At 57.8% G+C, this 18,441-nt stretch carries 13 protein-coding genes; 6 read left to right on the top strand and 7 right to left on the bottom strand.

What is annotated here, in order from left to right:
* Positions 1 to 72: 72 nt before the first annotated feature.
* The 3 genes from QZ377_RS01505 (at position 73) to QZ377_RS01495 (ending at position 3,497) form a co-directional block, all read left to right on the top strand.
* Entirely contained in the window at positions 73 to 519 is a 447-nt protein-coding gene (locus QZ377_RS01505) for a flavodoxin (RefSeq protein ID WP_291438890.1), read from the top strand.
* 494 nt (positions 520 to 1,013) lie between these two features.
* On the top strand, positions 1,014 to 2,000 hold the full coding sequence (galE, locus tag QZ377_RS01500; protein ID WP_291438888.1) for a UDP-glucose 4-epimerase GalE: 987 nt from the start codon (positions 1,014 to 1,016) through the stop codon (positions 1,998 to 2,000).
* A 561-nt stretch (positions 2,001 to 2,561) separates the two neighbouring features.
* Positions 2,562 to 3,497, top strand: a complete 936-nt coding sequence (locus QZ377_RS01495; protein WP_291438886.1) for a bifunctional methionine sulfoxide reductase B/A protein — start codon at positions 2,562 to 2,564, stop codon at positions 3,495 to 3,497.
* A gap of 209 nt (positions 3,498 to 3,706) precedes the next feature.
* Here the strand turns inward: QZ377_RS01495 and QZ377_RS01490 are convergent, their stop codons facing one another.
* Positions 3,707 to 4,792: an ABC transporter substrate-binding protein gene (locus QZ377_RS01490; protein WP_291438884.1), complete on the bottom strand. Its 1,086-nt coding sequence runs from the start codon at positions 4,790 to 4,792 to the stop codon at positions 3,707 to 3,709.
* Positions 4,793 to 5,064: 272 nt separating this feature from the next.
* Positions 5,065 to 6,180 carry a BMP family ABC transporter substrate-binding protein gene (locus QZ377_RS01485; RefSeq protein ID WP_291438882.1) on the bottom strand — a complete coding sequence of 372 codons (1,116 nt, stop codon included), beginning with the start codon at positions 6,178 to 6,180 and terminating at the stop codon, positions 5,065 to 5,067.
* Between the two features lie 445 nt (positions 6,181 to 6,625).
* Between QZ377_RS01485 and QZ377_RS01480 the strand changes: the two genes are divergently transcribed.
* The 3 genes from QZ377_RS01480 (at position 6,626) to QZ377_RS01470 (ending at position 13,755) form a co-directional block, all read left to right on the top strand.
* Entirely contained in the window at positions 6,626 to 8,017 is a 1,392-nt protein-coding gene (locus tag QZ377_RS01480) for a radical SAM protein (RefSeq protein ID WP_291438880.1), read from the top strand.
* Positions 8,018 to 8,320: 303 nt separating this feature from the next.
* Positions 8,321 to 11,365 (top strand): hypothetical protein, encoded by a 3,045-nt coding sequence (locus tag QZ377_RS01475; protein WP_291438878.1) that lies wholly within the window; start codon positions 8,321 to 8,323, stop codon positions 11,363 to 11,365.
* A 1,190-nt stretch (positions 11,366 to 12,555) separates the two neighbouring features.
* Complete coding sequence (locus tag QZ377_RS01470) at positions 12,556 to 13,755, top strand: iron-containing alcohol dehydrogenase (RefSeq protein ID WP_291438876.1); 1,200 nt, start codon at positions 12,556 to 12,558, stop codon at positions 13,753 to 13,755.
* A 331-nt stretch (positions 13,756 to 14,086) separates the two neighbouring features.
* Here the strand turns inward: QZ377_RS01470 and dapA are convergent, their stop codons facing one another.
* The 5 genes from dapA to prfB form a co-directional block, all read right to left on the bottom strand.
* Positions 14,087 to 14,965, bottom strand: coding sequence for a 4-hydroxy-tetrahydrodipicolinate synthase (gene dapA / locus QZ377_RS01465; protein ID WP_291438875.1), 879 nt, complete (start codon positions 14,963 to 14,965; stop codon positions 14,087 to 14,089).
* A 115-nt stretch (positions 14,966 to 15,080) separates the two neighbouring features.
* Entirely contained in the window at positions 15,081 to 15,356 is a 276-nt protein-coding gene (locus tag QZ377_RS01460) for an HU family DNA-binding protein (RefSeq protein WP_012625561.1), read from the bottom strand.
* A 230-nt stretch (positions 15,357 to 15,586) separates the two neighbouring features.
* On the bottom strand, positions 15,587 to 16,399 hold the full coding sequence (locus QZ377_RS01455; RefSeq protein ID WP_291438873.1) for a MinD/ParA family protein: 813 nt from the start codon (positions 16,397 to 16,399) through the stop codon (positions 15,587 to 15,589).
* Positions 16,399 to 17,250 carry a GGDEF domain-containing protein gene (locus QZ377_RS01450; protein ID WP_291438871.1) on the bottom strand — a complete coding sequence of 284 codons (852 nt, stop codon included), beginning with the start codon at positions 17,248 to 17,250 and terminating at the stop codon, positions 16,399 to 16,401. The genes QZ377_RS01455 and QZ377_RS01450 overlap by 1 nt, the downstream gene beginning before the upstream one ends.
* Positions 17,234 to 18,347 (bottom strand): peptide chain release factor 2 gene (gene prfB / locus QZ377_RS01445; protein WP_291438869.1). Its coding sequence is split into 2 segments (ribosomal slippage): positions 17,234 to 18,271 and positions 18,273 to 18,347, totalling 1,113 coding nucleotides; the frame shifts between segments, so codons are not numbered across the junction. Before prfB ends, QZ377_RS01450 begins: the two co-directional genes overlap by 17 nt.
* Between the last annotated feature and the right edge of the window lie 94 nt (positions 18,348 to 18,441).

Raw genomic sequence — 18,441 nt, 5'->3', positions numbered from 1 at the left:
GGAAGGTATTTATGTCATTTGAAAATGAATTTCATTTTATAATTGTCCGGCCACAGCCGGAAGGAGCGTATCATGAGCAAGGTTTTAATTCTCTTTGGTTCCAGCACCGGCAATACGGAAAGCATCGCGCAAAAGCTGGAAGAACTTGTAGCGGCCGGCGGGCATGAAGTAACCCTGCTGAACGCTGCCGAGGCGTCGGCCGACAATCTGGCTGATGGTTATGACGCCGTGCTCATGGGCTGCTCGGCCTGGGGCATGGAAGATCTGGAACTGCAGGATGATTTTGCCCCCCTGTTTGACGAAATGGAAAGCATGGGCCTCAAGGGCAAGAAGCTGGCCGCCTTTGCTTCGGGTGATATGGAATATGAACATTACTGCGGCGCGGTTCCCGCCATTGAAGAAAAGGCCAGGGACCTGGGCGCGGAAGTTATCTGCGAAGGCCTCAAGATAGAGGGCGACGCCTCCAGCGACCCCGATGCCGTGAGCGCCTTTGCTGAAGACGTGATCAAGAAGCTGTAGACTCCGTCAGGCCTGACCGCAATCCGGCCGTTCACGCGGCAGAGTGCGGCGGGCGGAACAACAGGCGCGGTCAGACCAGGCAAAAGCCTGCCGCGAAGAATCTTCGGATGTCCCGAAGACGGGGCCGTACGGCAGACGGCCCTTCGCAAGGCCCGGAACTTTCTGTGAGGTTCCGGGCCTTGTTCCGTAAAAAAATATTATTCCGTGCTGGCATCGTGGCTCAAGTCGTGGCAACATGGGTTCAGAGCAGATGGATTTTGTTCTTTTGCAAAGTCCCTTTCCGGTGTTCCGCCACGGTGTCCCGATGTGGATGGCGGGCGCATGCGCCGGACCTGCATGGCGGGCATCCGTTCCGGCAGCCGACGGAGCATGTTCAGGGTTGAAAATACTCCGGTTATGGCGGGGCTTGCCATGACGGCAATTGTTGTGCAAAAAGCGAAACCTTGTTGGCGTGGAATCCGCGCCGGACAGCTTTCAACAAAAGAGACATGCCAATGCCCATTCTGGTTTGCGGCGGAGCCGGATATATCGGTTCCCACAATGTGCGTTCCCTGTTGGCGCGCGGTGAGGAAGTTGTTGTCATAGACAATTTTTTTACCGGCCACCGCGCTTCATTGCCTGACGGCGTTAGCCTGTATGAAGGTGATATTCGCCAGGGCGAACTGCTGGACAGGATCTTTTCCGAGCACCGCGTGGATGCCGTGCTGCACTTTGCCGCCAGCTCGCTGGTGGGCGAGAGCATGGAACAGCCGCTGAAATATTTTCACAATAATGTCCACGGCATGCAAAGCCTGCTTGAATCTATGGTGCGCAACCATGTGGACAAGATCGTTTTTTCTTCATCGGCGGCTGTTTACGGCGAACAGGAAAATGTACCCATCAGCGAAGATGCGCCCCTCAGCCCCACCAATCCCTATGGCGAAAGCAAGCTCATTATGGAGCGCATGATGCACTGGGTGGGCAAGGCTCACGGCATACGCTTTGTGAGCCTGCGCTACTTCAACGTGGGAGGAGCCTGGCCCGGTGGCATTATTGGCGAAGACCACAGGCCGGAAAGCCACCTCATCCCGCTCATCCTGCAGGTTCCGCTGGGCAGGCGCGAAACCGTAACCATTTTCGGCAATGACTATCCCACGCCCGACGGTACGTGTATCCGTGATTATATCGGCGTAATGGATCTGGCGGATGCGCACATGCGCGCCCTTGACTATCTGCGTGCGGGCGGCGGCAGCGAGGTGTGCAATCTTGGCAATGGCAAGGGCTTCAGCGTGCGTGAAATGGTGGCCGCAGCCTGCCGGGTGACAGGGTACGACATCGGCGTGACCATGGCCACCCGCCGTTATGGTGATCCGGCCCGGCTGGTGGCTTCGGCCGACCGCGCCAGGGAACTGCTGGGTTGGGAAGCCAGAGCGGGCATTGATGACATCATTGCTTCTGCCTGGGAGTGGCATAAAAACCACCCTGACGGCTTTTCCGCTTGAGGATCGCAACCTGACATGCATGTAGCAAGTATGCGCCCGCCCTGTTTTTGGGCGGGCGCTTTTTTTGCTCTTCGTTTTTGCCGCCTGCGCAGCGTATGTTGCGGGAGCTTCCACGCTTCGCCCGGTGATAGCCCTCCGCGCCGCGCAATGCCATGAACGAACGGGCTTTGCCTGGACTGCTGTTATGTGCCGCTGCCCAGAGTGGGCGCGTATTCAGGCTGTCCGGCGCAATGTCATCGCCATGCAGGCTTTGAATGGCGGGTGAGCCTGAGCATATGGACGGGTGGGACGGGGCCTGGCCGCGCGGTCGCGGGGGGACTTCTCCAGAGCAACTGTAAAGAATATCCCCCCATGCGGCCCGGCCCGGCATGCTGCCGGGGGCGGCAAGACATTGACCGCAAACGCAGAGGTCTTATTTACAGAGAGAACAGAGAGGCAATTATGCGCCACCATGTCTTTTTTTTGATGCTGGTCGCCTGGCTGCTCTGCGGCGCTTTTGTTCCGGCCGCAGCGGATTGCGCCGCTGCCGGACCAGGTGATGCGGCTTTACCGGAGACTGTCATGAAACCATCTTTTCCCATGCCGCCCCTTTCCGGGCCGGAAGCGGATATTATTTTACGTAAAGCCACGGAAGCCCCGTATTCCGGGCAGTATACGAACAAGCGGGAAGCCGGAACCTACGTGTGCCGCCAGTGTGGTGCGCCTCTTTACAGTTCGCGCGACAAATTTGAGTCCGGCTGCGGCTGGCCCAGCTTTGATAATGAACTGCCCGGCGCGGTGCGCCGCCAACCTGATGCGGACGGCAGAAGGGTGGAAATTGTCTGCGCAAACTGCGGCGGGCATCTGGGGCATGTTTTTGAGGGCGAGGGTTTTACCGCCAAAAATACCCGGCACTGTGTCAACTCGCTGTCCATGGCCTTTTATCCGGCAGGCAGCCCGGAAGAGGCGCAGGCGCTGGCCCGGTCCGGCACGCAGGGCTGTACGGCCACAGCCATTGTGGCCGGGGGGTGTTTTTGGGGAGTGGAAGATGCCTTCAGAAAGATGCCGGGCGTGTGCGATGCTGTCTCCGGGTATACCGGGGGCCGTACGCCGGACCCGACCTATGATGACGTGTGCGGCGGCAATACAGGGCATGCCGAGGCCGTGCGCGTGAGTTTTGACCCGTCTGTGGTCAGTTACGAGCAGATCCTGCGCCGTTTTTTTGAAATCCACGATCCCACGCAACTGGATCGCCAGGGGCCGGACGTGGGCGACCAGTATCGCTCGGCCGTATTTTTTCTGGATGCGGAGCAGAAAGCCGTGGCGCGCAGCCTTGTGAACCGCCTGCATGAACTGGGATATGATGTGGTGACACGGCTTGAACCGGCCGGCCCGTTTTACATGGCCGAAGAGTATCATCAGCGCTTTGCAGAGCGTACGGGGCGAGGCCGCTGCCACATGTCCGTACCGCGCTTTGACATACCCGCCGGGGGCGGCGGTGGCACGTTGCGGAAGTAAAAGCAGCACGGCGGTCCGCTGTGCGGACCGCCGTGCTGTTTGTCGGAACTGTTGCCAGAGACATTTTATTTTTACAATGCGCTGAGGGCTGCGGGGTGTAAGCGTATTGTACCGGCGCTATGATGTGCCGTGGCGAGCGCCATAAAAAACTTTGAAAAATCTGTTTTCCTGCAGAACATGATCCGGGCAGTTCCAAAAACGGGATTGCCCTATTTTTTCAGCTTCAGGTTGGGCGGCACAAGCTTGATATATTTGTCTGTGGCATAGGAGGCAGTACCGGTGTACAGCGCCTCGTCCTTGCCCAGGTGGCCCTGCTCGGCGAAAAAGCGGGCGATGGTTTCCAGCTTTTTCTGCGCTTCGCTGCGCCCGGCAACGGCATCAAAATCCGCCTGCTGCTCGGCCAGGTTGAAGACCTTGTGACTTTTCATGTCGCGCAGCATGAGTTCATCGTCAAAATCCTTTCCGGCCCATTCCAGATAAAAGCGGCGATAATCCTGAAGAAAGTTTTCGGGATTTTTGCTCTGGTATTCGTCAACGGCCCTGAAGTAAACTGTAAGAAATTTTACCGTGATTTCGGGGTGTTCATTGGCATAGGCCGTGTCGGCCACAATATAGGTTGGGCTGTATTTGCCGCAGCCTTCAAGGGTTGCGGCAAGAGCGCCGTTCTTGTTCAGGGCCAGAAACAGTTGCGGCGCCCACAGGGCCACGCCGTCGCCGATATGATTTTCAAAACTGGCGACCACAAGGCCCTGCATCATGTCTCTTATGATGACGTCACTGTCCTGAAGGCCCAGTACGCGCAGCCAGGATGAAAGCGCGTAGTGTGCGGAACTCATGTCTGAAACCAGAAAAGTCTTGCCGCGTACGGTATCCGGGCTGCCGAGAACTTCGGGATACTCCTTGTTCCAGCCCTTGACGGCCGCTATGGGGCTGTCGGCATGCACCACAACGCCGTTGGCAGCGGATTCGTCCGCACCTGTGGCAATGGCGACAACGTTGTTGCGCAGGTTGCCCATAACGGCCGGAACCGTTCCCATACCGGCGTAAACCCATGCCCCTGTGGGCTGGGCATCAAGTATTTCTTCACCGGAATCATACTGTCTGATTTCTATGTCCAGCCCGGCTTCTCTGTCCCACCCTTTATCTTTGGCATACCAGATAAGAAAGGTTTCAAATTCGTCCATCCAGGCGGTGGGTATGCGCACCAGGCGCGAGGCCGCGGCTCCGGATGCCGCCAGGTGCAGCAGCATGAGCACTGCGACAGCCAGAGAAATGCATTTTTTTATATTACGCATACCTTTTCTCCTGAAGTCCGAAAGGGGCGAAAAACAGAAATTGTATTACGGCCCGGCTTGTGGATCCCGGCCTGTGGGTGCTGTTCATAGACTTTGAATATGTTTATCTGTTTTTTATTTCTTCGGCAATGTAAAAACCGATAGATGAACGTGGCCTGACCATCTGCCGCGCCTGGGGCGCCGTGCGTGCCGGATATGTAAGCTCGCGCATGCGCCCGGTCGCGTTGTGCATTCTGCGGCCGTGGCTGCGCATGCTCTGCTGCCGCAAGCGGTTACAGACAGTCGCAGAGTGTTTTTTCTCTTAATGATTTAAGCCGGATGCCTCCATGTATCAATTCGCCGCGCAATTCACGCAGGCGGCGCTCCAGCCCTGCGGGAATATTTTTGCCTGCCGCAGCTTTGAAGGGGGCCATGTCTGTAATATCCACGCCACCGTTTTGCAGGTCGCGTATCAGAATTTCCTTGCCCTTGAAGTTGCCTGAAGCGGCCGCTGCCACCAGGTCATATACCGCGGTGTCGGCTTTTTTGACGATAGAGGTGAGCACCCGGCCGGGCAGCCTGTTGTCCTGGTTGTTGTCCAGCCCCACCACATAAGCTCCGTGGGCGGCGGCTTCATCCATGGCTGGCCCGTTGCCTGCGCCGCAGGCCAGCACCAGCACATCCGCCCCCTGGTCCAGCAACTGGCGGGCCGCCTGGCGTCCGGATTCGGCATCGGTAAAGGAGCCGGTAATCTTGTTGATGACGCGCACCTCCGGGTCCACCAGGCGGGCGCCTTCTACAAAGCCATTGAGCAGTGAGCGCATGGCGGGCACATCCTCGCCCGAAAGCCAGCCGATGGTTCTGTCGGCATTGATGCCGGGCAGGGCGGTTTGCGTGGTGAGCATGGCCGCGGCCGCTCCGGCGAGGTATGCCGCCTGCTCATCGGCAAAGGTAATGCACATGATGTTGGGTGCGCGTATACCTGCGTCAATGCAGCCAAACATGGTGCGCCGGAAGTTGGCGGCGTTGTTGCGCAGGCTTTCGTGCAGGCGGTCTGAGGCCACAAGAACCATGTCATGGCTTGTTGCGGCATTTTGAAAAAAAGTTTGCAGCGCGGCTGTGTCGGCTTGTGGCGGCGCCACAAGCACATCTGTCTGTACCGGCAGGTCGCGGCGCGCGCGCTCAAGGCCGTGCAGCAATGCATCGTTCCAGCCGTTGTCACCGCCGGGATGCTCCAGCAGCAGGGCCACACGCAAGGGGTTTTCGGCCGTGGCCGGGGCAGGTTGGGCTGAAGAGGCGGGCGTGGCTTTTCCCGCCAGGAGGATGCAAACGGTAAAAAGCAGGAGCAGGCGAAAAAATGCCGTTGTGGGCAGGGCGTGTGCAGGGAGACTGGCTTGGCGATGACGCATGGGGAATCCTGGAAAGGTCTGGATTGAATGAGGTCTACCGCTACAGCATACGTCCACGCTGCCAGGTTCGCAAGTACGTCATGCGTATGTGCGGCGGCAGGGCGTGGGGCGAGCAGGGTATCGTGCGGCAGCCGGGCCGTATGTGGGCGGATGTGCGACAGGGCTTTACGGAAGCGGTAAATGGTATCTTTTCGCTCCTGTAGTGCATGTCTTACGCGGATGGCGTGCGTTGCGGCACTTGATGCGGTAGTGCATGGCGACATTTTTAGGATGGATGGCGGCTGCCCCGGCAGCGCGCAAAATTACTCATGGATTTGTGGTTCCTGTACTTGACGAGATATGTGAAATAATGGACAATCGAATTACCGAATTTGAATGAGTATTTTGAAAGGCAAGATAGCTCTGTATTTTTACATAGTTCTTAACTTGTGCGAGGTTGACAAGCATGTCTGTGGAATCGTTGCCCCGGTGGTTTAGTGTGTCTGCCATTGAGCGCGCCCTGGATCGTCAGGATGCCCCGGACGCCATTGAGCTTCGTGATATTCTTGACAAGTCCATGCAGATGGTTCCGCTGGAAGCAGATGAGATTGTGGCTCTTATGCGGGTTGACGACCCCGTGGAAAATGAGCGCATTCTGGCTGTTGCCGATGAAGTCAAACAGCGGATTTACGGCGACCGCATGGTTCTTTCCGCGCCGCTGCACCTTTCCAACCATTGCGGCAGTGAGTGCCTGTATTGCGCCAACCGGAAGGGAAATGAACAGATAGAGCGCAAGTACATGACATCGCCGGAAATGCGCGAAGCGGCCCTGCGTCTTATCCGCCAGGGGCATAAGCGTATTTTTCTGGTCAGCGGGCAATTGCCCAATGCCGATGTGGAGTATCTGGCCGAGGCCATCAGTATTCTGTACACCGTATTTGACGGCGTGGGCGAAATCCACAGCGTCAACGTCAATGTCGGGCCGCTTGAAAGCGCCCAGTACGAAACGTTGCTCGACGCCTATGTGGGAACAGTCCTCATCTATCAGGATACCTATCATGAGGCCAGCTATCGCGCGGCGCACGTGTCCGGTCCCAAAAGCGACTACATCAAGCGCCTTGAAGCCCCTGACACCGCTTTTGCGGCGGGAGTACCCGATGTGGGCATGGGGCTTCTGCTGGGGCTCGGCCCTTGGCGGTTTGACCTGCTGGCCCTCATCCAGCATGCGGCCCATCTGGAGCGGGTGTACGGCATGGGCTGTCGTACCGTAAGCCTGCACCGCATGCGTCCCGCGCCCGGCAGCCTGATGGAGGCTCCTTATCCGGTAAGCGATGCGGACTACCTGCGCTGTGTGGCCCTTGCGCGGCTGGCTCTGCCCTATGCCGGCCTTATCCTGACCACCAGGGAGCCGTCCGGTCTCTGGCGCGACGGCTGTAACGCCGGTGGCTCGCAACTGCTCACGGGCAGCGTGGCAAATCCCTACGACGGCTGGTTTACGGCTTCAGGCCAGCAGGTTCCTTTCCCCTGTGGTGAAGACTGCCATGTGGATGAGGTCGTGCGTTTTCTGCTTGAAGAAGCGCGGCATCTGCCGTCCTTTTGCGCGGCCTGTCCACGCTTGGGCCGCAGGGGCGAAGAGTTCGTTTCCATGGTGCGCGAATGCGGCATCAAGGGGCAGTGCGGGCCAAATTCGGCGGCGTCGTTTATGGAATTTCTGCTGCACTATGCCACGCCCTATACCCGCATGATGGGTGAACGCCTTTTGAAGGAAAAGCTGGACAGGATGCCCATTCACGAACGCGGCGCTGCGGACCGCCTGCTCAAAAAGGTGCGTGCGGGCTGTATGGACGAGTTCATCTGACGGCATCTCGTCGCAGGCATTGTGATTACCGCGGGCTGCCGTGCAGCAGCCCTGGCCCTTTGGCCGAAGCGTCCAGCCGTTTACGGCTGGACGCTTTGCATGGGGCCTGATGCCATTTGTGTCATTGGGCCTTGCCGCGGCAGCGGCAGTTTTTCATGTACTTTTTGCTGTTTACCGGTGCAGGGGGCTGCCTGTGTTTCACCACAAGACCGGGATATTTGACGTGAACGCAGGGTCGGGGTAAGTGTTGTAAAAGGTTTATTTTAACTGTTGCGCTGCAATGGTTTTAAAGGAGCGTGTGGCGTGAGTTTCGTATGGCGTGGTATTTATTTTGACAAGCAGGACAGAGAGATCCTTGTCCTTGTCAATCGCATTCTGGAATCCGATAACAATCATTCGGATACCAGCCTTTTTGACCCCAGCCTGCACCCGCACGGCATCAAGGAACTGGTGGCATCGCCTGTTTCGCGTATGGCCTATGCCGTCATCAACCTGTTGCGCAATCTTCAGGCTGGGCGCACACAGGCCAGAGACAGGCTGCTTGCTTTACAGACGCTGTATGATGAAGTTTTGAACAGTGCGCATTCGTCATTGCGGCGCAATACTGCACGGGTACTCATGCAGATCATGAAGAGTATTGTGCGCGCGCATGACAATCCTATGGAACAGTTAAAGCTGGCTCACGACTTTCGCCGCACTGTACAGGGAACACCGCGCATTGTGCGCCGCATGCTGGCCCGCTATCACTTGCCGGAAATGCCCGAGGCCTGGAACCAGATAGCCTTTGACGACCATGTGTATGATGCCAACACCAAAGGGCGCAAAAGCCCCACGCATCTTATAATGGATGCGTGGATCAAGGGGTTGCGCTCCTTGACCGTGGCCTACGAATATTGGGTACAGCCCGATGCCGCGCGCGAAATTTTACGTGCGGCTGAAATAACGGGCATTGACGTGCGCATCGGCCTGGAGTTTCAGGTTCCGTTTTACGGGCGTTTTGTAAGCCTGTTCTGGATACCGCGCGGCTTCAGCTCCAATGAAGATTTTCTGGAATTTCTGCACAGCCCCAAGATGGCTGAAATGATGAAGCGGGGCCGCGAGGTGCTGCGCTGGCGGCGTGACCGGGTGCTCAACTGCCTTGCGCTCTGGAACGAACACCAGCGCGCCAAGATGGAAGCCGCCTGGGAAGTGGAAGTTCCCGAACTGTCAGGCGAGGAATTTCTTCGCATGGTGGGCCGAGGCCAAGCCAGCAGCCTGCATCTGGCCGAAGCGCTGCACCGCCATGTTCAACCTTCGTTGCGGCAGCGGGCCGCAAGGCTTGCCGAGCGTGACGATGCCACTGCCCGGGCCGAGCTGGCGGTGCTTGAAACTATGGGGCCGGAGCATATCGCCGAGGAATGGCTGTCGGCTGCGCTGCACCCCGAACTGCCCGATCTGGACTGTCCGCCCCCACAAGAGGAAATGCCGCACCTCATGCGGCTTTCCATACTGGAACTTACGCGGGAGCTTGTGGAGCTTACGCCGGGTTATCGACTGGTGCTGTGCACCTCTGGCCTGAGCGTGGAAGACGTGGCCGAACTCCTGTGGGATTCCAGAGGCAACATTACCCATCTGGAAATCTTTAACATGAAAAGCTGGATGGAGCGGCAGCAGGCCAACCTCAAGCCCATCAGTGAATTGCAGCAGGCGCTCAACGAGGGTCTCGGCCCGCGTGTGAAGCAGATCATCCGGCAGATGGTGCGTCGCATGCGCACCGTGGATGAAGAACGGGCCGCCAAGTTTCGCGATATTTTGCATAACGTGCCGAAATTGTGGGAACACTACCGCCACAAGCCCCTGGGGTCGCGCCTGGGAACAAGTTCCGCAAGCCGTATTACCTACGGTATGGGCTTTGCCATCAAGGACACGCTGCCCAGAAAAGGCCGCCCGGCCCGTCGGTACAGGGGGCGGCAGTTGTTTGAAATTCCTATCTGCTCACCGGTGGAAGAGGTGTTCAGCTATACCAAGCCACGCAACCCCTCAATCTGGCAGCGCGCGGCCAGGTGTCTGCGCTGGTTGCCCGGTTGCGGCCATCTTGGGCTTGAGTGCCGCAAGGCGTGGAAAACCGCCAGCGAGGACTTTCACGTTTGCAGTCAGGGCAATATCATGAATCTCGGCGGTCTCAGCGCCGCACTGGGCAACAACCTGCTGGGCAAGAAGGACGAGGTCAGCTCTTCAAAGCCCGGGGCGGCCTATTTGAACAGTTCATTCTGCAACTGGCTCAAGGTCTTGCTGGGTTTTGTACCGGCCTTCTTTTCTTTTCTGTATACGCAGGACTGGTGGCTTCTTGCCTGGGGCGGCACATTTATCTGGTTCGGCATTACGGGGGTGCGCAACGTTGTGCAGATGGTGCTGGCCGCCAAAGGGGCCACGCGCGATACCCTTATCCACTGGCGGGATCAGGTCAGCGTTAACCGTTTGTGCGATTCGCTCATGTATACGGGTATTTCTGTTCTGTTGCTTGAAGTTATGGTGCGTGTGTGGCTGCTGGACAGGACCTTCAACATAACCGTGGCCCAAAGCCCGTGGACGGTTTTTACCGTTCTGAGCATCATCAACGGATTTTATATCTGCGCGCACAACGTATTTCGCGGTTTTCCCAAAGAGGCGGCCATCGGCAACCTTTTTCGCAGTGTGTTGGCCATTCCGGTCTCTTCCCTGTACAACTCGCTGCTGTATTACGGCCTTTTCGCATGGGGGGTAGCCAGCCCGGAAATCTATCTTGTTCCCAGCGCCGCCGTGATTTCAAAGATGTCTTCGGATTCGGTGGCAGCGCTTATTGAAGGGTACGCCGACAGCCAGGTAAACCTGCGCATCCGGCGGTGGGACTACAGAAGTAAGCTCAATAATCTCTTTGACTGCTATACGCGGCTTGAACTGCTCTTTCCGCATGAAGACGCGCTGATCAAGCTGGCGCGGCCCGGTGGCCTTCAGGGCAGTGGCGGCGTCAAGGGCAAGGAGCTGGAGCGCGCGTTCATCGTCAATGCGCTGGACCTCATGTATATATGGTTTTACCAGCCCAGGGCGCAGGACGCCTTCCGTCAGATCACACGGGCCATGCCCGAGGCTGACCGCAATGTGCTGGCACGCTCGCAGTTGGTGCTGACACGTGAGCGGGAGATAAGCCAGCTTCTGGTTGATGGGCTTCTGGGACGCAACTTTTCGCGCCCGCTGGCGTTCTTTCTGGATAAGCGCAAGGCGTACCTGCGCCGCCTGAGCCGTATGTGCCGCCCCGGCAAGATGCGTGAACCGGGCATGGCCCGTGTGGACAGGACGCAAAAAAGGTCGGCAGCGCCGAGGGCGGACTAATGCCGGGGAAGATAGTTCCCAGCGTGTAAGGCTCGCCCGTTACGGCCCGCAGCAGTCAGGTAAACTGCACTTGTGCCTGCATAGCGGACGCCTGCTCGTGCCGCCGTCGGCGCAGCTTCAAAATGAAGTTGCTCTGGCATTTGATCCTTGAGAAGAGGTGTTTTCAAAAAGGCTGCAAGAGCCTCGTTGCGGTGTTTGCCCGCCGGTGAACCGCGCTACAGTCTTTTTACCGTAGCCTTTGGGAACGCTGAAACCGTACTGCACCTTCGTGGTGGGCATCTGTTTGTACAGCCGTCAGGGCAGTTGTAACGTAAAACTGCCCTGACGGCTTTTCTGCATATTTTTTGGGCGCTGTGCCGTGTCAAAGGCCCGTGTCTGTTCTGGTCGTCCTCAAGGAGGCGGCTGGATGGGCACGGGCTTTTTTATGGCGACAGGAATGTCCTGCTTTGAGCGTCTGCTACGTGGCTTCCTTGCTTTGCCCGTTATCTTGCTTGATTAGTCCGGTAATCGCCCTCCGCGCCGCGCAATGACATCAGCAAGATGCGCCGGAAGCCGGGCAATGGGTAGTAGAAATGCCTTGCCGATGTGTTGTTTCGTAAGAGGTACAGGTATAAATCCAGAAATGCTTCAGGCGTTAGATGCCCTAATGTTGCTTGATATTTCGTGGGCAGCGGCTGTGCTGCCTGTTATGTGGATTGGCGGTGTTGAATACTTGAACAGGCGCTTTGGGCGCGTTGCGCATGCTTCAAAGACAAAAAACATTCGGCTGAGCAGCTTTGCGGCCGCTTGGGTGTGAACCTTCACGCCCGATGGGCTTCTTTCAACTGCGGGACAGCGTCTTGCGAGCATGGTCTGAGCGTACATATATCTGTTGTCTTCAGGCGGCAGCAGCGTGAAATCATGCTTCCGATATTCATGATCCGGCCTATGGTCACGCTTTTCAGTTTTTGGGTGAACAATCAACCAATGCAGTATTGTGCAAAAATGAACTATCTATGTTGAGTTGTGTAAAAAATAACATGTACTATGGCGTAAAATAACTATACAAATTACTTTTACATCGTGCTTCAAGATGCTTGCATTGAATTTTTTGATGCTGTACTCTTTTTTGTAAGGTTATTTCCTTATCACTGCGGTACAATAGTGGTACATGTAGCGCGATTGTGTCCGCATAACGCTAGGAGTCGCATATGAGTACGGAGCTTAAGAGCATGCACATGGGGCAGGTGACCTCCTTCTTCATTCCCAATGTTACTCTTGTGGGCGAAGGGTGTTCCAAGGAAATTCCCTCCCGTCTCAAAAATATCGGTGGCGTGAAGCCGTTGATTGTTACGGACCAGGGTATCGTCAAGGCTGGTATCCTCAAGCAGATTACCGGCATTCTTGATGCCGCCAAGATGCAGTACGCCATTTACGACCAGACCGTACCCAACCCCACAGACCATAACGTGGATGCGGCCTTCGAGATGTACAAGAAAGAAAAGTGCGACAGCCTCATCACCCTTGGCGGCGGCAGCTCTCATGACTGCGGCAAGGGCGTGGGTTTTCTTGCCGGCAACGGCGGAAAAATTCATGATTATGAAGGCGTGGACAAATCCGCCAAGCCCTTTCCGCCCTACGTGGCCGTCAATACTACTGCCGGTACCGCTTCAGAAATGACCCGCTTCTGCATCATTACCGACACCTCGCGCAAAGTGAAAATGGCTATTGTTGACTGGCGCTGTACGCCCGGCGTGGCTATTGACGATCCCCTGCTCATGATGGGCATGCCCCCGGCTCTTACCGCCGCCACAGGTATGGACGCCCTGACCCACGCTGTAGAGGCGTATGTGTCTACGGCCGCCACGCCCATGACAGATGCCTGCGCTGAAAAGGCTATGGAATTTATCAACCGCTACCTGCGCCGAGCCGTGGCCAACGGGCAGGACAAAGAAGCCCGCGAAGGCATGTGTTACGCCCAGTATCTGGCCGGTATGGCCTTCAATAATGCGAGCCTTGGTCACGTACATGCCATGGCGCACCAGCTGGGCGGCTTTTATGACCTGCCGCATGGTGAGTGCAACGCCATTCTGCTGCCCCACGTGTGCGAGTATAACCGTATGGCGACCCGTCGCCGCTTCGGCCGCATTGCCCGCCTGCTCGGTGAAATCACCGACGGCCTGAGCGCCGATGAAGCCTCTAAAAAGGCCATCGCCGCCATCAATACCCTGTCTTCTGATGTGGGCATTCCCGAGGGGCTGAAAGCTCTTGGCAAAAAATACGGCAAGGATGTGAAAGAAGCGGACATTCCTACTATGACCGGCAATGCCCAGAAAGATGCTTGCGGCCTTACCAACCCGCGCACCATGACTGATGCCGCTGTGGCTGCCATTTACAAGTCTGCCATGTAGGTTTTTGACAGTGCCTTGCGGCCTCGCTCGACGAGGCCGCAGAAAACGCAAAAGGGCCGCCCAGTATGGGCGGCCCTTTTGTGTGGCAAGTTTTGAACTTTTGCAGCGGCCTGCTGTTGCGGGCGCCAGAGCGCGGTAATCAGGCAGGCTGATTTTGAGCGGACACATTCGCGAGGCGGTACGGCCTTCACTGCGGCGCTTGCGCGCAAACACACGGTCCTGCCGGCTTCATCCCGCCTGCCTGGCGAACAGGGGCTGTTTGCGCCGCCCGCGTGACATGCGTCGCTTACGCACCGGCAGGGCAGTTTCAGATGAGTGGCCTGCTCGCGTCTTAAATAAGCTGTAAGCTGCGCAGCACGCCTGCGAGTTTTTCTTTGGCTGCCGCGCTCATTGGGCAAAGCGGCAGGCGCAAACCGGCTTCCATTTTGCCCATAAGGTTCAGGGCCGTTTTGGCCGGGATGGGGTTGCTTTCAAAGAACATGGCTTCGTGCAGAGGGAAAAGCTCGTGATGGATGCGCGCGGCTTCGGCCACGTCGCCCTTGTTGAATGCATTGCACATGGCAGCCATGCGCCCCGGCACGATATTGGACGTAACGGAAATGACCCCTTTGCCACCCAGGGCCATGAGAGGCAGGGCGGTGAAGTCGTCGCCAGAAAGCACGCTGAAGCCCGCGGGACAGCTCGACAGGGTTTTGCTGCCCTGGGCCATGTCACCGGTGGCTTCCTTGACGCCCACAATGTGCGAAAATTCTTTGGCCAGGCGGGCCAGGGTCTCGGGCAGCAGGTTGCAGCCCGTGCGGCCAGGCACGTTGTAAGGCACAAGGGGCATTTCTACGGCTTCGGCTATGGCTTTGTAGTGGCGGTACAGGCCTTCCTGCGTGGGTTTGTTGTAGTAGGGGGTGATGAGCAGGGCGCCGTCTGCCCCGGCTTTCTGGGCGAAGCGGGTCAGGCGCACGGCCTCTGCCGTGTTGTTGGATCCGGCCCCTGCCAGCACGGGTACGCGGCCCTTGGCCTGATCAATGCAGATTTCAATGACCCTTTCATGCTCTTCGTGGCTGAGCGTGGCGGATTCACCGGTGGTGCCGCAGGGTACCAGACCGTGGATGCCTTCCGTAATCTGGAATTCAATAAAATTCCTGTAGGCTTCCTCGTCCAGAGCCTCATCCTTGAATGGGGTGACTAGCGCTGTCAGTGCACCTGAAAACAGCATGACAAACTCCTTGGCGCGCCCTGCGCGCCCATGGATGGCCGAGCACCGAGAACTGAAGGCAGGCCTTCACGCGGTTCGGCTCAAGTGGCGGCAAGGCCGCGTTATGCAACGATGCCTATTGATTGATGAATTCTTTCAGTTCCTTGCCAGCGCGGAAGAAGGGCAGACGTTTCGAGGCCACGGTGACGCTTTCACCGGTTTTAGGGTTGCGGCCCGCGTAGCCTTCGTACTCTTTGATCTTGAAGCTGCCGAAACCGCGTATTTCGATACGTTCACCGGCAAGAAGGGATTGTTTCATGGCATCAAAAAAGGTGTTGACCACCATTGACGCATCATCAAAGGGAATGTTGGTTTCGTCGGCCAGCGCCTTGATAAGTTCGCTCTTGTTCATCACGCCTCCGTGACTGCGTTTGTTGCCCGCAAAGACATTCTGCCTGAAACAGCGTTGCTCGTCCACTATCTTTAAGATATTGCTGGCGATTTTGCCGTGTCGCCTCGCGCTGTCAAAGTGCTTTTCTGCCTGAATGCCCAAGGGCTAACGATAGGCATCTAGTATTAATTCATCTCTATACCTTTTATGCAACAAGGTAAACAGTCCGCGAGGTTTTTAGGCCGTCATCCTCATTCTTTTGCGGATATGGACTGCAGCACCTTTCTGGGAGCCAGCCAGTCGGCCATGCCAAGGCGCAGCCTTTGCAGACGCGCTGCCAGGTTTTGAATGTCCTGGGCCGCGGGGCTGCCGGGGGCGATGCGCATAAGCGGCTGCTGGCGGCACACGGCTTCGGGAACTTTTTTGTCATCGCGGATGTGCCCGAGCAGTACCGGTTCGATATGCAGAAAATGGCGACAGGCTCCGTGCAGCTTGTCAAACGCGGCTTTGGCCTCGCTGGCAGAAGCCACCTGGTTGACTATCACCATAAAGTCCTGCAGCCCGTAACGGGCATTGAGAACCTTGATGAGGGCGTAACTGTCTGTGAGCGATGTCGGCTCGGGAGTGATGACAACAATGCGCATGGCCGCCAGGGCGGCGAAGGTCTGCACCGTGCCGGAAATGCCCGCGCCCACATCCATAAAAACAAAGTCGTACTTGTCCAGCTCCGGCTCAAGGCGATCCAGCAGCATGTTGCGCATGCCGGGCTGAAGCTCGGTAAGCTCCGGCACGCCGGAGGCGGCGGGCAGCACGTCAAAGCCCTGTGCCTCAACGTGATACAGCACATCACTTATATTGGCTTCGCCAAGCAGGGTGTTCTGCAGGTTTCCCTCAGGAGTGATACCCAGCAGAACATCAAGGTTGGCGAGGCCCAGATCACAGTCCATCAGCAGGTTTTTAAAACCCATCTGGTACAGGGCGCAGGCCATATTGAGCGTTATATTGGTCTTGCCGACTCCGCCCTTGCCGCTCAGCAGGGCCACGCTCAGGGTTTTATTTGCCATCAGTTGTTTCTCCCGAAAAAAAGAAAGCGTTTTTCGCTGGAATGTACCAGACTTGCGCGCTCTTCCAGGCTGGCGCTGTCTGCAAGGCAGATCCGGCCGGAATGTTGCTGCTGTGTTTGCAGCAACGCATCTTGCAGGGCGCTGCGCGCCTTTGCCAGCAGGGCTTCGGCGGTAATAGCCGCGCCGGACTCGGCACAGGCGATGCCGAGTGCGCAGGCGGGCGGTGCTGTACCCGGTGCTGTGGCTGTTGCGCCGCAACGCTGCACGGCTTGCTGCAGAAATGTTTTTTGTATGGCATTGGCCAGCAGACGCGCTCTGAGCGCCCCCACACCGGGAAGCAGCAGGGCGTAGCTGCCGCAGGCCAGGTGGCCCAGGCTGTCGCAGGCTTCGCTGTGTTCCCGCAGGCTGGCGGCCAGAGCCGTATCCATCAGGTCGGTCATGCCCGACTCGTGCTGCGCGGCCGTTGCATCCCGCTGGGGCAGGGCGGCGCATATGAGGCTGAGTTCGCTGCCGGAACGTGCGCCGCGCAGCATTTCGCGCCGGATCTGTTCCAGCAGAAGCCCGGCAACAAGGGCATCATCGGCGGACGGGGAGCCTCCGCAGGCGTCCATATGGGCGAGATCCGGCGGCGTATCGGGACCCGCAGGCCATACATACCAGCGCCCTTTGGCGTGATCGCGGCAAAAATGCCGCCAGCGCTCCAGGCTGAAGTCCGGCAAAAGGCGGGCCACCAGCACTCCGCTCCGGCCCGGGCCGTCGGCTTTGCGCGGAATATCCGCATCGGGGGCGCTGGTCTGGCTCAGGGCCAGCATTTCGCGCGCCAGGGCTTCAAACTCAGCGTTGCTGCTCATGGCGGTGCAAAAGGTAGTCGTGCTGGAAGACGTCAATCTGCCCGTCCAGAACCGCATCCACATCCCCTACTTCTGTGCCGGTGCGGTGATCCTTGACCAGGCGATAGGGCTGAAGGGTGTAGGTGCGTATCTGGCTGCCGAAAGCGATGGCATCCTTACCGGCGTATTGGGCCTGGCGCGCGGCATCGCGTTTTTCAAGTTCCATGTTGTAGAGGCGGGCGCGCAGGACACGCAGGGCCGTTTCCTTGTTGTGGTGCTGCGACTTTTCGTTCTGGCACTGGGCAGATACGCCCGTGGGAATATGGGTTATGCGCACGGCAGAGCTTGTGGTGTTGACGCTCTGGCCGCCGGGGCCGCTGGAGCGGAAAATATCCACCCGCAGGTCAGCATCCTTGAGGTCCAGTTCAATGTCGTCACCGGCATCGGGGATAACATCCACCGAAGCAAAAGAGGTGTGCCTGCGGCCGGACGAGTCGAAGGGCGAAATGCGGATGAGGCGGTGGATGCCGCGCTCGCTTTTGAGAAAACCGAAAGCGTGCGGCCCGCCCACGCGCAGGGTGACGCTTTTTATACCAGCCTCGTCACCGGGCAGAAAGTCGAGTTCTTCAACCTTGTAATCATGATCGGCGGCCCAGCGGGTATACATGCGCAGCAGCATTTCTGCCCAGTCCTGAGACTCTGTGCCGCCCGCGCCGGGATGGATCTCAAGTATGGCGTCCTGGCTGTCTTCTTCGGCGGAAAGCAGCATCACAAGCTCTGTTTCGTCCAGCAGGGCAGCCAGATCCTTCTGCTGTTGCGCCAGGGATTCCAGCGCTTCAGGATCTTCACTTTCCGCTGCCAGAGCCAGCCACTCATTCATGTCGTCGTGGCAGGTTTTGAGCTTGCTCAGGCGGGCCACCTCATCTTCGAGGCGGCGTTTTTCCTGAAGCAGGGGCGTGAGCGCTTCGGGTTTGTCCCATGCGCCGGGACGTGAAATTTCTGTTTCAATGGCCTGCAACCGTTTTTCGCTGGCCGCCACGTCAAAGACGCCCCCAGAGGGAGGCAAAACGTTGGGCAAGGGGTGGGCAGGCGGCGCGAAGGTCGGTAAGTTGCAACATGGCTGATATATGGGTTGAAGGTGGCCCGGCGCTTTTGCCGGAAAAGCCGGTCTACGGCTGCACGGTGTATAACAAAAATGAAAAGGCGCGTGAC

The organism is Desulfovibrio sp. (assembly GCF_019424165.1).
In the GTDB taxonomy this organism is placed as follows: Bacteria; Desulfobacterota; Desulfovibrionia; order Desulfovibrionales; family Desulfovibrionaceae; genus Desulfovibrio.
Note: the sequence above shows the minus strand (reverse complement) of the source record. Positions and strands in the feature narration are given on the sequence as shown.

Coding starts and splice junctions, on each gene's coding strand:
- QZ377_RS01505 (WP_291438890.1), top strand. CDS start 73: ATGAGCAAGGTTTTAATTCTCTTTGGTTCCAGCACCGGCAATACGGAA.
- galE (WP_291438888.1), top strand. CDS start 1,014: ATGCCCATTCTGGTTTGCGGCGGAGCCGGATATATCGGTTCCCACAAT.
- QZ377_RS01495 (WP_291438886.1), top strand. CDS start 2,562: ATGAAACCATCTTTTCCCATGCCGCCCCTTTCCGGGCCGGAAGCGGAT.
- QZ377_RS01490 (WP_291438884.1), bottom strand. CDS start 4,792: ATGCGTAATATAAAAAAATGCATTTCTCTGGCTGTCGCAGTGCTCATG.
- QZ377_RS01485 (WP_291438882.1), bottom strand. CDS start 6,180: ATGCGTCATCGCCAAGCCAGTCTCCCTGCACACGCCCTGCCCACAACG.
- QZ377_RS01480 (WP_291438880.1), top strand. CDS start 6,626: ATGTCTGTGGAATCGTTGCCCCGGTGGTTTAGTGTGTCTGCCATTGAG.
- QZ377_RS01470 (WP_291438876.1), top strand. CDS start 12,556: ATGAGTACGGAGCTTAAGAGCATGCACATGGGGCAGGTGACCTCCTTC.
- dapA (WP_291438875.1), bottom strand. CDS start 14,965: ATGCTGTTTTCAGGTGCACTGACAGCGCTAGTCACCCCATTCAAGGAT.
- QZ377_RS01460 (WP_012625561.1), bottom strand. CDS start 15,356: ATGAACAAGAGCGAACTTATCAAGGCGCTGGCCGACGAAACCAACATT.
- QZ377_RS01455 (WP_291438873.1), bottom strand. CDS start 16,399: ATGGCAAATAAAACCCTGAGCGTGGCCCTGCTGAGCGGCAAGGGCGGA.
- QZ377_RS01450 (WP_291438871.1), bottom strand. CDS start 17,250: ATGAGCAGCAACGCTGAGTTTGAAGCCCTGGCGCGCGAAATGCTGGCC.